Source organism: Streptomyces albiflavescens, assembly GCF_014645835.1.
GTDB lineage: Bacteria > Actinomycetota > Actinomycetes > Streptomycetales > Streptomycetaceae > Streptomyces > Streptomyces albiflavescens.
The window spans coordinates 216,626-229,089 of sequence record NZ_BMMM01000014.1 but is presented as its reverse complement, the minus strand read 5'-3'; the positions used below and the strand labels follow the sequence as shown (position 1 = coordinate 229,089).

General features: G+C 68.3%; 14 protein-coding genes and 3 pseudogenes. 8 read left to right on the top strand and 9 right to left on the bottom strand.

Annotated features, from left to right (window positions below; genetic code table 11):
• The first annotated feature begins 44 nt into the window (after positions 1–44).
• On the top strand, positions 45–596 hold the full coding sequence (locus tag IEY95_RS33400) for a hypothetical protein (protein ID WP_189189910.1): 552 nt from the start codon (positions 45–47) through the stop codon (positions 594–596).
• A gap of 271 nt (positions 597–867) precedes the next feature.
• On the opposite strand, the gene IEY95_RS49490 is transcribed toward IEY95_RS33400, so the two are convergent.
• The 5 genes and pseudogenes from IEY95_RS49490 to IEY95_RS33375 all read right to left on the bottom strand — a co-directional run bounded on the left by IEY95_RS49490 (position 868) and on the right by IEY95_RS33375 (position 5,109).
• Complete coding sequence (locus IEY95_RS49490) at positions 868–2,685, bottom strand: DUF2637 domain-containing protein (protein ID WP_229703539.1); 1,818 nt, start codon at positions 2,683–2,685, stop codon at positions 868–870.
• Positions 2,686–2,907: 222 nt separating this feature from the next.
• A complete protein-coding gene (locus IEY95_RS33390) occupies positions 2,908–3,141 on the bottom strand; it encodes an integrase core domain-containing protein (RefSeq protein WP_189189909.1) in 234 nt (77 codons plus the stop codon).
• 46 nt (positions 3,142–3,187) lie between these two features.
• Positions 3,188–3,616: pseudogene (locus IEY95_RS33385) on the bottom strand (IS30 family transposase); the annotation flags it as partial.
• A gap of 867 nt (positions 3,617–4,483) precedes the next feature.
• On the bottom strand, positions 4,484–4,855 hold the full coding sequence (locus IEY95_RS33380) for a fic family toxin-antitoxin system, toxin component (RefSeq protein WP_189189908.1): 372 nt from the start codon (positions 4,853–4,855) through the stop codon (positions 4,484–4,486).
• Complete coding sequence (locus IEY95_RS33375; protein ID WP_229703534.1) at positions 4,852–5,109, bottom strand: hypothetical protein; 258 nt, start codon at positions 5,107–5,109, stop codon at positions 4,852–4,854. Before IEY95_RS33375 ends, IEY95_RS33380 begins: the two co-directional genes overlap by 4 nt.
• Before the next feature lie 657 nt (positions 5,110–5,766).
• Here IEY95_RS33375 and IEY95_RS33370 point away from each other — a divergent pair.
• The 5 genes and pseudogenes from IEY95_RS33370 to IEY95_RS33355 all read left to right on the top strand — a co-directional run bounded on the left by IEY95_RS33370 (position 5,767) and on the right by IEY95_RS33355 (position 7,951).
• The gene (locus IEY95_RS33370) at positions 5,767–5,970 is read left to right on the top strand and encodes a cold-shock protein (RefSeq protein ID WP_020120296.1); all 204 of its coding nucleotides are present in this window, start codon (positions 5,767–5,769) and stop codon (positions 5,968–5,970) included.
• Between the two features lie 335 nt (positions 5,971–6,305).
• Positions 6,306–6,440, top strand: a pseudogene (locus IEY95_RS51105) (IS256 family transposase); the annotation flags it as partial.
• Positions 6,441–6,599 (top strand): annotated as a pseudogene (locus IEY95_RS49485) (IS256 family transposase); the annotation flags it as partial. It lies immediately after the preceding pseudogene.
• Between the two features lie 615 nt (positions 6,600–7,214).
• Complete coding sequence (locus IEY95_RS49480; protein WP_229703533.1) at positions 7,215–7,559, top strand: WD40 repeat domain-containing protein; 345 nt, start codon at positions 7,215–7,217, stop codon at positions 7,557–7,559.
• Positions 7,556–7,951: a WD40 repeat domain-containing protein gene (locus tag IEY95_RS33355; protein WP_189189907.1), complete on the top strand. Its 396-nt coding sequence runs from the start codon at positions 7,556–7,558 to the stop codon at positions 7,949–7,951. Before IEY95_RS49480 ends, IEY95_RS33355 begins: the two co-directional genes overlap by 4 nt.
• 138 nt (positions 7,952–8,089) lie before the next feature.
• Here IEY95_RS33355 and IEY95_RS33350 read toward each other — a convergent pair whose 3' ends face one another.
• Together IEY95_RS33350 and IEY95_RS33345 are read right to left on the bottom strand one after the other, a co-directional pair.
• Positions 8,090–8,299 carry a hypothetical protein gene (locus IEY95_RS33350; RefSeq protein WP_229703532.1) on the bottom strand — a complete coding sequence of 70 codons (210 nt, stop codon included), beginning with the start codon at positions 8,297–8,299 and terminating at the stop codon, positions 8,090–8,092.
• Positions 8,300–9,804: 1,505 nt separating this feature from the next.
• Positions 9,805–9,966 (bottom strand): hypothetical protein, encoded by a 162-nt coding sequence (locus tag IEY95_RS33345; RefSeq protein ID WP_189189905.1) that lies wholly within the window; start codon positions 9,964–9,966, stop codon positions 9,805–9,807.
• Here IEY95_RS33345 and IEY95_RS33340 point away from each other — a divergent pair.
• Entirely contained in the window at positions 9,938–10,114 is a 177-nt protein-coding gene (locus tag IEY95_RS33340) for a CorA family divalent cation transporter (protein ID WP_189189958.1), read from the top strand. The genes IEY95_RS33345 and IEY95_RS33340 overlap by 29 nt on opposite strands.
• Before the next feature lie 64 nt (positions 10,115–10,178).
• Positions 10,179–11,276 (top strand): magnesium and cobalt transport protein CorA, encoded by a 1,098-nt coding sequence (locus IEY95_RS33335; protein ID WP_189189904.1) that lies wholly within the window; start codon positions 10,179–10,181, stop codon positions 11,274–11,276.
• 116 nt (positions 11,277–11,392) lie between these two features.
• Here IEY95_RS33335 and IEY95_RS33330 read toward each other — a convergent pair whose 3' ends face one another.
• The gene (locus tag IEY95_RS33330) at positions 11,393–12,103 is read right to left on the bottom strand and encodes a cation efflux transmembrane domain-containing protein (protein WP_189189903.1); all 711 of its coding nucleotides are present in this window, start codon (positions 12,101–12,103) and stop codon (positions 11,393–11,395) included.
• Position 12,104: 1 nt separating this feature from the next.
• Positions 12,105–12,440: an ArsR/SmtB family transcription factor gene (locus IEY95_RS33325; RefSeq protein WP_189189902.1), complete on the bottom strand. Its 336-nt coding sequence runs from the start codon at positions 12,438–12,440 to the stop codon at positions 12,105–12,107.
• Positions 12,441–12,464: the final 24 nt, after the last annotated feature.

The window sequence follows — 12,464 nt, the reverse complement described above, 5'->3', positions numbered from 1 at the left end:
CCCGGGTGGAGCGCATCACGTCCTGGAGCACCGTTCTGCGATCCATGAACCGTGAACAGGCAGAGACGTTCTTGGCCTGCGCGCTGTACGGAACAACGCCGAAAGAGCTCTCCCACGCTCTGGGGCAGCGCTGGACCAGCGCCTTTCTCGGACGATCAGGGGCCGTCTATCAGGCGTACCGGCACAGCCTGTCGTTGGGTGTTGAGCTGCTCAGCAGCTGGTTTCCCGAGGGCGGGGACACCATCGTCATCGACGAAGACCTGCGGGCCCTGATCCGCGAGTGGCGGATCGAGGAGCGGTTCGCGCCGCGTTGCCGGCAGTGCGATGTTCCTTTTGCCAGGCGGGCCAAGGGCGGTCGGCGGCCCCGGGAGTACTGCTCCAACGCCTGCCGCCAGAAGGCGTACCGTCGTCGCAACGCAGCGGTACGCGAAGCGGACGACGTGCGCGAATGCCATACCCCCGACGAGGTAGATCGCGCCCTGCGGGAGGGCCGGGAGGTCGTGATGTGCGAAATCTGTCAGCCGGGTTACCCCTCCCGCCATCTCATGAGGACGCAAATGACTTCGATGTACCGACTCTGGGACGACGTGGAGTGACCTATCACAACCCCGTCGTCGCCGAATCCTCGGATTCCGACCAGGCGGTCACCTTGCTCAGCTTGCGGTGGTACCTGGCTCCGCACCGGAAGCAGAGACCCATGAAAGCGCCCGGTTCTGCTGCGGTCGAGGCGCCGAGCACCACGGAGGGCTGCTCGGCCCAAGGCCCGTACCCGCTGCACCCGCATGGCTGGAGCTGTCCGTCGTCCGTGCCGATAACACTGTTAGGGCTGATGGGATCCCCGATGCACGATGGGCTTCGGGCGCCGTCTCACTGCTGCGCGTCCGCGTGGTAGCGGATGAGGGCCAGCCGGCGCCGCTCGAAGTCGTCGGACTGCTCGGTGAGGTAGTCGGTGGTGATGGGCTTGTTGTACTGGGCGGTGATCCCGCGGGCAGCGCACTCCTGCGCAATGGCGTCCGGCGACGGTTCGTCGCTGCGCATCCGGTGCTCGGCCCAGACGTTGTAGACACGGGAGGGCAGGAAGTAGCGGCGCAGGGTGGACGGGCTGACCGGCTTTCCACCGCGGCCATGCATGCCCTTCTGCGCGAGGTAGACGGACAGTTGCTCGGCGGTGGGTTCGTCACCGTGCTGTGCCTGGTAGTCCATCCACGCGAGGTAGTACCGGTCGACGACGGTGAGGTCGCCGCCCTCAACAGGACTCTGCGGCGGCTGTTGCTCTTCGATGGCAGCGTTCACCCGGAGGGCTCGCTTCTCCTTGGCTGCGTGGGCTCCTGCGTCGGCGGGCACCGATTCAGGGTCCCCCTCTGTAGGGAGAGGCTCGTCAGCCGCCTGTTCGCGGGGATCTGCAGTCGCCTCCTCGAGGGGGGGTTCAGCGTCGCCGAACTCACGCTCCTGGAAACTCGTGACGAACGCTGCCAGTTCCTCGCCCGTGAAGGGCTGGCCGTCAGCGCCCGCGACGCCGTCCCGCTCGTACACATACGCAGCGAGGGCATCAGCGTCGGGATAGGCCCCGTACTGCTGCGCGTACGTGAGCCAGGCGTTGTAGAAGTAGTCGTCCCACGACAGTTCATCGACCGCCTGCTGCGGATCACCGGAGGCTGTCTCGGCTACGATCGGCAGGCCGTAGCGCTGCTTCAGGACCCGCAGGAGGGGCTCCAACTGCGCGTCGGTCAGCGGGCCGCCAGCTGCGGTGGAGATGCCGTACTCGTCCCGGAGCCAGAAGGCGAACTGAGCGGGCGTGGGCTCGGACTCGAAGGTGGCGAGCCAGGACCGGTAGGCGTCGGCAAGCCGCCCGGCGCTCTGCTCGTCCGCCCCCTCCGGGCCGCGGGACTGGTCCGGTTCTGCGCGCGGGTCCTGCCGCACGGGGTGCGGCTCGGCGCTCCCCGGCTGCGCCAGTTCCCTCTCCTGGTCCGCGGTGGCCCGTTGGGGGCTCTGCCTCTGGGCCGGAACCGGGGGCCGCTCGACGGTGAACTGGATCGGTGGCTCGTCGATGCCGGCGGCGGCCAGGCCAGCGGGCACTGTCTCGGCGAGGGGGACACCATAACGGGCCAGACGCAGCGGCATCACGGCCTCGACCGGGGCCTTGCGGCGCCAGGCACGGCCGAAGCGGGAGCGGAGGCGGGCCCGGTAGACGAGGCGCTCCTGCTCCAGCTTGATGACCTGCTCGTAGGAGCGCAGCTCCCACAGCTTCATGCGGCGCCACAGCAGGAACGTGGGGAGCGGGGAGAGCAGCCAGCGGGTGAGGCGGACGCCCTCCATGTGCTTGTCGGCGGTGATGTCCGCGATGCGGCCGATCGCGTGCCGGGCCGCCTCCACGGCCACGACGAACAGGACCGGGATGACGGCGTGCATGCCGACGCCCAGCGGATCCGGCCAGGCGGCCGCGCCGTTGAACGCGATCGTCGCCGCCGTCAGCAGCCATGCCGTCTGACGCAGGAGGGGGAAGGGAATCCTGATCCAGGTCAGGAGCAGGTCCAGGGCGAGCAGGACGCAGATGCCCGCATCGATGCCGATCGGGAAGACGTACGCGAAGTTCCCGAAACCCTTCTTGACGGCAAGTTCGCGGACGGCGGCGTACGAACCCGCGAAGCCGATACCGGCGATGACGACCGCACCGGCGACGACCACGCCGATGAGCACCCGGTGTGTCCGAGTCAGCAGGATCCGGTTTCCCCGGGCCGGGCGGGGTATTTCGCCGCTCCCCGTACTCACGTCCCACCGCCCCCTATCCGTGCCTCACAACTGAGCAGATCTCACACTCCCACGATGCGCCGTGGGTTGTGACTCTTCGGGTCCGCTTGTCGCGGATCTGAGCTTGTTCCGCTTTGACGGACACCATCGGTGTGGTGGTCAGGCTGCGAGTGCGGTCTCGTAGTCGGCGGGACTTCGATAGCCGAGGCTGCTGTGCAGTCGGTGCAAGTTGTACCAGCCCTCGATGAAGTCGAAGATCGCGGTGCGGGCGGCGGCCCGGCTGGGCCAGGCGGCGGTGTCGAGCAACTCCCGTTTGATGGTGGCGAAGAACGACTCGGCGAGCGCGTTGTCCCAGCACTGCCCGGTGCGACCGACGGACAGGCGGATGCCCAACTCCGTTGCTAAGGTGGCGAATTGCTGACTGGTGTACTGCCCGGACTCAACTGGTCGTCGCAACACTGGCTTCCTGGACCGATAGTAGATGTTCGTTCAGGGCCCCGGCGGGCGTCTTCCAACCGAGGGTCTTGCGGGGCCTGTTGTTGAGTGCGAGGGCAACAGCTTCGAGTTCATCGGCCTCCCATCGCGACAGATCGGTGCCCTTGGGGAAATACTGGCGCAGTAGTCCGTTTGTGTTCTCGTTGGTGCCCCGTTGCCAGGGGCTGTGCGGGTCGGCGAAGTAGACCTGCAGCCCGGTGTCGACACGGAGTTGGGCATGCTGGGCCAGTTCCTTGCCGCGGTCCCAGGTCAGCGAGCGACGCAGTTGCTCGGGCAGCGTGGTAATCGTGTCGGCGATCGCGTCTTTGACGGCCTCGGCGCCGCGGCCGGCCAGCGCCGGGCCCCGAGCGTGACGGCATCGGTGCCCTTGGCCGCATCAGGAGCCGGGGCGCCGGGGCCGGGACGGACCGATTCGACGTCCAGCTCGCCAATCTCGGCCCGTAGCCGACGGGTCACCCGTTCCCCCGCTTCCCGATCCAGCTCAGCATCGGGCGCGACGGTCAGCAGCACCTCCATTATCTCGGCCGCCCGCTGATCCGCCGGGCGACTTCTCGTTGAAGCATCATCCTGCATCCGCACATCCCCCATGAGACGTCGTGGCGAAGCCGTGCCTGCCGGTGTGACGTCAATTGGCTATGCACGGCAGCCAGTCGGGATCACAGGCCGGCGCGCGCGTCGCCCTGATCACGCTGAGCCCCGTCTCGGGACGCTGGAAGTTGTCCAAGCTGCCGACCCCGGTCGGCCCGTGAGGCAGCGAGCGCCGCCAGGTCGCCGGAGTCGGTGAAGCAGGGCCCCTGCCAGGTGGCCGGAGCGCGATCGCCTGTACCCGCACCTCGGTCCCGAACCGCTGTGCTGCCTCATACAGCCGCTGCAGGACCGTGAGCGCTCGTACATCGAGGACGCCGACGATGTGCTCCACGTTCGCGAGACGCGGTGGAATGCGGCAACGGAGCACAGCAGTTGTCGCTACTGTTCGAAAGCGGCTGGGTGTTCGGGGGCTGCGGCGGCAGTGACCTCCAGCAGCCACCGCACGGAGTTGGGGTGAGGAGTCGACGTCATGATGCGGACGTGTCCGTCGGTACTGACAACGGCCCGCACCGTCTCGGGCATGAGGAGGAGACGTCGTCTCTGTCGTGCTCTCCGAGCTGGAGACCTTCGACGTAACGAAGCAGCCGCAACGAAGCCGAACAACGAGTACACGCTCCTCGCAGCCTGCAGGGCAGCCAGCCCGCCCGGCCGATCAGAGTTTCCAGGTCCGCAGGAACACGGCGATGCGAGCGGCCGTGGAGCGCGGGTTGTTCAGTTCGTGGGCGAGCGCGGTGAGTTGCTCGCGGGTGGGGTTGACGGGGATGTTGCTGGCTTCCAGGTACATGACGGCGACGGCGCAGGCGACGGTGAGGTTGGAGCGCTCCAGCCAGCGGCAGCGGCCCAGGATGTGTACCAGGGCGGCGGCCCGGGCGTAGGGGCCGTCGTAGAGGGGGTGGTCGAGGAGCTCGCCGCGGTGGCGGGCGACGGCGGCGACGGGCACCCCGTAGTCGTCGACGCCGGGATCGCTGCGGCCGGCCCGCTCGGCGACTTCGAGGATCCAGGCCTCGTCGATGTGCAGGATCACGCGGCGGCGCCGGGCTGTGCCCGCGCATCGGGCGTGTCCAGCTGCTCTTCCAGGTCGTCGAGGAAGGCGCCGTGCTGGTCGATGAGACGCTGCGCGGCGGCCATGCCGGCGGCGCGGGCGCCGGTGGTGTCCTCGATGATGAGGCGCTCGACGTACCGGTTGAAGTCGAGCCCGCGGGCGGCCGCGGCGTCCTTGCCGGCCGCGAGTACATCGGGTTCCAGCCGGACCTGCGTCTGCTTCTTCACGGAGGCCATACACGAAAGGTAGCAGGGTGGTAGCAGTCCTGGAAGTCTCATCAATCGGTCGATAGATCAACAGCGACGCTCCCTGCCCTGCTGCGGAAGTGGGTGAGCCAATGCCGGGTGGTGAGGGTGTCGGGGTGGTCCGGGCCCAGCACGCGTACCTGGTCGGCCGGCAGCTCTGAGCATCACGCTGGCGGACCGCGCGGTCAGCCGGTGGTGCAGCCGCTCGGGAGTCATGCCCTCGCGCAGCTGACGGCCCACCTCACGGGCGATCTTCCGCACGACGCAGTCGCTGCTTACCCGCTTCAGCAGCAGGTGTACCGGCTCCAGCACGGCGTAGATCTGCGCACTCATGGCCGGCTGCGGACCGGTGTACGACGCCCGGGCGCGCCACCTTCGCCGGGCCCGCTCCCAAGGCTTTACAAGACTCTCGCCGATGGTGTGGTCAGATACGGCTCTCTCGTGGCGCGAGGGCGGCAGTCCGGCCGCGTTGTCAGCGGCTGTCGGCCGAGCGGTGTAGCGTCGTTATACAGCAGTCGTGGTTCCGAAGTCCCGTTCGCCCGTGATCACGATCATGGGCGTTCTTGCTGTTCAGCGCCTCTCCGGACCAGGGCGATCACCTCCCGGGCCTGCAGGGTGCGAGCCCGGGTTTCCTCGAAGGAGCAGGCCATGGCCAAGGGCACCGTGAAGTGGTTCAACAGCGAAAAGGGTTTCGGCTTCATTGAGCAGGAGGGCGGCGGACCCGATGTCTTCGCCCACTACTCCAACATTGCCGCTCAGGGCTTCCGCGAGCTGCAGGAGGGGCAGAAAGTCGAGTTCGACGTCACGCAGGGCCAGAAGGGACCGCAGGCGGAGAACATCCGACCGGTGTGACCACAGCGCCCCGCAGAAACGGACGGAAGGCCACCGCTGGAGCACGAACCAAGTAATCACCGTCTCAACTTGAGGTGAAGCGGATGCCGAGGGATGAGCAGCCCCCGTACCACGCTGGTGGCGGCGAAGGCGGTGGCTCGATAGGTGGCAGGAGCTGCGCGGCCGACCCGGCATCGGCCGCGGACAGCCCGGGGTCACTGGGGTTGCGTCCATGGAGATGGTGTACGGGTTCGACCTGATCCGGGGGTTTGCTCCGGCATAGGGATGGTGCCCGCATAGCTGAACGGCCACCGGCTGATCTTCGAAGTGTCGAAGCCTCGAAGGAGATCAGCACGATGACCGCACCTGACAGTGCGCCCCTGCACGCCCTCGCGGAAGACAACCTCGCCGCGGCGAGTCCCGATCTGCTGCGCGCGATGGTCAAAACGTTCGCCGACGCGCTCATGTCCGCAGAGGCCGACGCCCTCTGCGCTTTGATCCGCCCGGTCGGCGCGGTCCTGGCCGAGCAGAACGACGAGTGGACCGAGGCCCGCCGCTACATGGGACGCGACCTGCTGGCCAAGGCCCGCCTCCACCCGATCGAGTCACAAACCGACGAGACCGCCCTGCCCACCGAACTGACCGCATAGCCTCAAAACGAGATCACCGAGTGGCCGTCGATACACCACTCCCGTCAATGGCATCTTCAATACTGGTCCCGCGAGTTCGCTCGACCACTCCATGCCCCACGTTGTGGTGGCCAGGTCCGCTTCTGCGACTCGCGCGGTGACAACTGCGCCAGTCCCGGCAACCGATCTGGAGACCGGTGGTCCCAAGACAAGCCGCCACCCGGACCACTTCACTCACAACGCCTGATCTTCACAAACCACCCGCGAACTGGGGCCAGTTGGAGTCGCCTTGGTGGGGCCGCTGAACGCCGCCCTAGCCACGGCAGCTACACCGGCCGGGACAAACTGATGTGGCTCGTGCGCACGCTCATGTCCTGGGACAAGTACGGCAGGTACTGTGACCCGCCGGCCTATGGAGCGGCTGAACTGGACGGATGGGCTGAACGATGGGAAGCCATCGCCGCCGCCCGGCCCTCCCGCGGAAGGGCCCCTGCAACGCCGGTGCCCACCGCGCCAAACACGGGGCAGACCGCCGAGAATGGCGAGAACGAAGCCGTACCCGCACCTCGCGTACCGGAAGCGGCAACCGCCCAGCGGGCTCCGCTACTGCCTGCTCATGATGCGAAGCCCTTCAAGTTGGCCCGCCACCTCACGGCCCACCTGGACTCGGTCTTCGCGGTGGCGTTCTCCCCCGACAGCCACCTCCTCGCCACCGGCAGCAGGACCGGCACCGTGCGGCTGTGGAACCCGACCACCCGCCAACCCATCGGCGAACCCCTCACCGGCCACCAGGTCCCGGTTCTCGCAGTGGCGTTCTCCCCCGACGACGCCCTCCTCGCCACCGGCAGCGACGACGGCACGATCGCGCTGTACGAGCGGGGTTCATTACCCCTGCCGCCGCTGTCAGATTCCTTTGCCGTACAAGCGTGGTCCATGCTCTTCGTCAGGGCCGCCAGATGGCCCTGCCCCCGCTACGAATGACGAAATCGGTCTACGCGGTGGTGTTCTCTCCCGACGGCCGCGTCCTCGCCACCGCCATCGGCGACGGCACGGTGCGACTGTGGGACCCGACCACCCACCAGCCCATCGGCGAACCCCTCACCGGTCGCCATGGCCTGGTGGCGTTCTCTCCCGACGGCCACGTCCTGGCCACCGCCAGCAGCCACGACACGGTGCAACTGTGGAACCCAACCACCCACCAGCCCATCGGCGAACCCCTCAACCACCAGGGCCGGGTCTCCGCGATCGGGTTCTCCCCCGACAGCACCATCCTCGCCACCGCCAGCAAGGACGCCAACGCCAGCACGGTACGGATGTGGACGACCTGTGTCCCCGCCGCGTCGAGCCCTCCTGACGCGGAACCAACACCGTAACCAGCGCAGTGGAATACAGCGCGCCCTGGCTGCCACAGCCTCTCAGTTCCAGTCGGTCACGGCAGGCCGCGTCGCCTGGCGCGGAAGGCGGTGCTAGGGACACCTGTAAGCGGGAGGGTGCGCCGGAACCGCGAGAACTCAGCGGCCCGACTCGGAAATCCCAGACGCCAGCTGCCCCACCGCGTCCAGAATTCCCTGCCCAAACGCTGTCGGAGCGACGAGCACGCCGAATACCAAGACGATGAGCACGGTCAGCTTCTCATCGTTCCGGCTGCGCGCCTCGGTCCGGCGGCCAAGCCGGAAGACGATGATGACCGCCAGGAGCACCGCCACATTGATCGTCAGCACGAACAGCCCCCCTCCCCTCCCGAACAGGCCCATCCAGATGTAGCGGGCCCAGGTCGCAGACGAGGACGGATCACCTGCGGATGGCGGCAAAGACGCTCACAACGGCTCGATTCGCGGTCTTGTCAGCAGTTCGCCCTGAGCACTGCTCCCCTGGGTGGGGTGACGGCCCAAGTGGAGCTCTTGAGGTTCAGGCACTGGCTGGACGTCGTCGGTCTGACGGTGCCACCAGTCGGCGGTGTCGTCCTCGCCCAGGGCCAGGTGGTGGAGGTAGAGGCAGTAGGCAGCGGCGGCCTGCCGGCACCGCGCTGGCCCGCTACCTCGACGACAAGGTGCCCTGGACCGACAACCCCACCGTGGCCATGCGCCGGGCCGCGGCCGCCCGGCGGGACCGTGACGCAGCTCATGCCGGAGACGGCTGGGCGGGGTTGCGAGGCTAACCCCCCGCTCCTCCAGGGTCGCTGCGGCTCGCCAGCCGGCGGGCCCCCGACCAGCCTTGGAGGCCTTAGTGTCCCCCGCCCCGGACCACCGCACCGCACCCCCGGCACACGGGCGCCCGATCACCCGGCGGCGCGCCGCCCGTGTGCCCGTCCGGGCGACCGGGGTGGCCGGCGGCGGGGCTGCCGTCGGCGTCTCGGCGTACGCCGGCGCCCCCTGGTGGGTGTTCCTGTGCTCCGTGCTGTGCATGGCCATGGCCAACGTTGCGCGGTGCTGCCCCAGGAGTCCGAGCACCGGCGCGACGTGGTGCGGGAGTTGCTCCGGCACCGCGAGCGCATGTACCGGCTGCGGCACGAGCGGATCCGGTCTCGGCAGGCGGAATTGACACATGGGCGGGCGCCGGGCCGTCACTCCGGTCCTTAGCTCCCTGGTCCGGCTGACCGCCGGCCCGGCCGTAGAAGTGGCTGGTCATGAGTCCGTGGCTTGGTCGGACGACGGAACGCGCAGTGCGCACAGCGGCCCGGCGCCAGCCAGCGCAGCCCTGACCAACCGTGGTGGGGGTTGCGGTCGGGCCGACCACAACCCCCACCCTGCCGGTGCGCCTCGTGACCAAAGCGGGTCAGAGGAGCGCCAGGTCCAGCCGCGCCCCTAGGTTGCAGGACGACGGGAAGCACATACGCGACAACCGGTCCCGAACTTGGCCTTGGCGTACTGAATCCGGCTGATCTGCCCGCACTCCCGGCACCGAGCCGTCCGGGGGATCACAGACCCGCAGAAGGGCTCGAGCGGCTCCAGACCGGCCTCTTTCATGACCGCTACTGCGACCATGATCAGCTTCCGGCACCCTCCCCCAGCGCCGCCACAGTAGGCGTTCTCACCGCGTCTGCGGCAGACTCACCCAACCTGCAAGATCGCAGGTCAAACGGCCCGTGCAGGGTCCAGAACCCGTCGCAATCCACCTGCGGGACCGCAGGTCAACGGCATGCAGTCACCGCAACAACAGCGAGACCTCACACGGGTGGTACTTGCCGGTGCGCGTCCACTTTTAGAAGACCACCGACACTGGCCGCCTACTCCGCGACATCGCCGACCACCTCGCCCAGGTCGCCGAACGCGTCGCCGTCCTGACCGAACTCGTCGACAGCGCCCTGTCCATGGCACTCCGCCCAGACCAGCGTCCAGCAAAACCACGCCACGCACCGCATCAGCGCCGTCGCCGCCCTGATCGCCATTCCCGTCGCCGTCGCCGGCGTCTACGGCATGAACTTCAACCACGTGCCCGAACTGCGCTGGCGCTTCGTCTACCCGACGATGCTCATCGCCACCACAGCCCTCGTCACCCTTGTTCACCTGGTCTTCTGCAAGAGACGCTGGCTCTGACGCCCCCTTTACGACGGCCTGCCACACTGTCCAGATCCGACGGTCCGGTGAAGGAGGATCCCGCATGTCGATGGTCGGCAACCTGCGCAAAGTCGCGGACCTGACGCGACGCAGCCTCCGTCGCGTGGACCTCAGCCACCCGGCCCGCTCCCCGCTCGGCTCGACGGTGGTCAACTGCGTCGTCTACCGCGACGGCGTCCGCCAGCCGGGAACCGACTCCGTGGAGGAAGCCGTCCGGCACGCCCGCAAGCACCGCGGCGGATTCGTGTGGCTGGGCCTGCACGAACCCGGCGAGGAGGAGTTCGCGGGGGTCGCGGAACTGTTCGGCCTGCACCCGCTCGCCGTCGAGGACGCCGTCCACGCCCACCAGCGCCCCAAGGTCGAGCAGTACGGCGACGTCCTGTTCGCCGTCTTCAAGACCGTCACGTACGTCGAACACGCCGAACTGACCGCCACCAGCGAGGTCGTCGACACCGGCGAGATCATGGTCTTCACCGGCCCCGACTTCGTCGTCACCGTCCGGCACGGCCGCCACGGCTCCCTCGGCCCCCTGCGCGAGGACCTGGAAGCCGACCCGCAGCAGCTGGCCAAGGGCCCCTCCGCCGTGCTGCACGCCATCGCTGACCACGTCGTCGACGACTACGTCACCGTCGCCGACGCCGTCCAGAACGACATCGACCAGGTCGAGACCGACGTCTTCTCCCCGCGCAGCCCCGGCAACGCCGATGCCGGCCGTATTTACCAGCTCAAACGCGAACTCCTGGAGCTGAAGCGGGCCGTGGTCCCTCTCGCCCGCCCCCTGTCCCGCCTCGCCAGCGAACCCGCCCGCTCCATCGAGCCGGAGATACAGCCGTACTTCCGCGACGTCGCCGACCACCTCACCCGCGTCACCGAACAGATCACCGCCTTCGACTCGCTGCTCGACTCCTTCCTGCAGGCCCACCTGGCGCAGGTGACGGTCGCCCAGAACGAGGACATGCGGAAGATCACCGCCTGGGCGGCGATCATCGCGGTACCCACCATGGTGTGCGGCGTCTACGGCATGAACTTCGACCACATGCCCGAGCTGCGCTGGCGCTTCGGCTACCCGCTCGTCCTCGCCGTCATCGCCACCGCCTGCTTCGTCATCCACCGCGGCTTCAAACGCAACGGCTGGCTGTGACGGGCAAAGCCGACGACACTACGCGCCTCCTTCGCCACGGTGACGCTGGCCGATAGCCGACCGTCTTGGCTGATAGCTGGCCAGTCGTCATGCGTTCCGCCGCAGGCGCGCAAAGTTCAGCAGCAGTCGCAGCCGGGGCTACAGCCACACTCGTCCGTTTCCGCCTTGGTGGAGGGCAGCGCCGTGGCGGCGGGGACGGCGCAGCAGCCCTTGCCCTGCCAGGCGTCACGACCTTCCTTGACGGCGATGGCGGCGATGACGAGGGCGGCGATCGGGTCGGCCCAGGACCAGCCGAACAGGCTGTTGGCGAGCAGGCCGACCAGGAGGACGGCAGAGAGGTAGGTGCACAGGAGGGTCTGTTTGGAGTCCGCGACGGCCGAGGCGGAGCCGAGTTCACGTCCGGCCTTGCGCTGGGCGGCGGACAGGAACGGCATGACCAGCAGGGACAGGGCGGCGATCACGATGCCGGGGGTGGAGTGTTCGGCTTCGCCGGTGCCGGTCAGTGCGCGGATGGCGTCGATGGTGACGTAGGCGGCGAGGGCGAAGAAGGAGACGGCGATGATCCGCAGGGTGGTCTTCTCGCGGGCTTCGCGGATCGTGTGGTCGGTGGCGGAGAACTGCCAGGCGACGGCGGCCGCAGAGGAGACCTCGATGACTGAGTCGAGGCCGAAGCCGATCAGGGCGGTGGAGGAGGCCAGGGTGCCGGCGGTGATGGCGACGACCGCCTCGATCACGTTGTAGGTGATCGTCGCAGCGACCAGCAGCCGTATTCGCTTCGCCAGCACGTCGCGGCGGGCCGGGGACGGGCCGAGGGATATCGCGGTCATCTCAGCAGCAGCCCTTCTCCTCGGCGTCCGGGCAGGTGCGGTCGGTCTCCACCGCGACGACCGCGGTACGCAGGTCATCGAGCGCGTGACCGAGACGTTCGTCGGCGAGTTCGTAACGGGTGCGGCGGCCCTCGGGAACGGCGACGACCAGGCCGCAATCCCGCAGGCACGTCAGGTGGTTCGACAGCCGGGTGCGGGAGATGCCCAGGGCCTCGGCGAGGTCGGACGGGTAAGCGGGAGCCTCGCGCAGCATGAGCAGGAGGCGGCAGCGGATCGGGTCAGCGAGCGCGCGCCCGAAGCGGGCCAGCACCTCGATGTCGGAAGCAACAGTCAGCACACCAAAAAAAGTACACGCAATCCT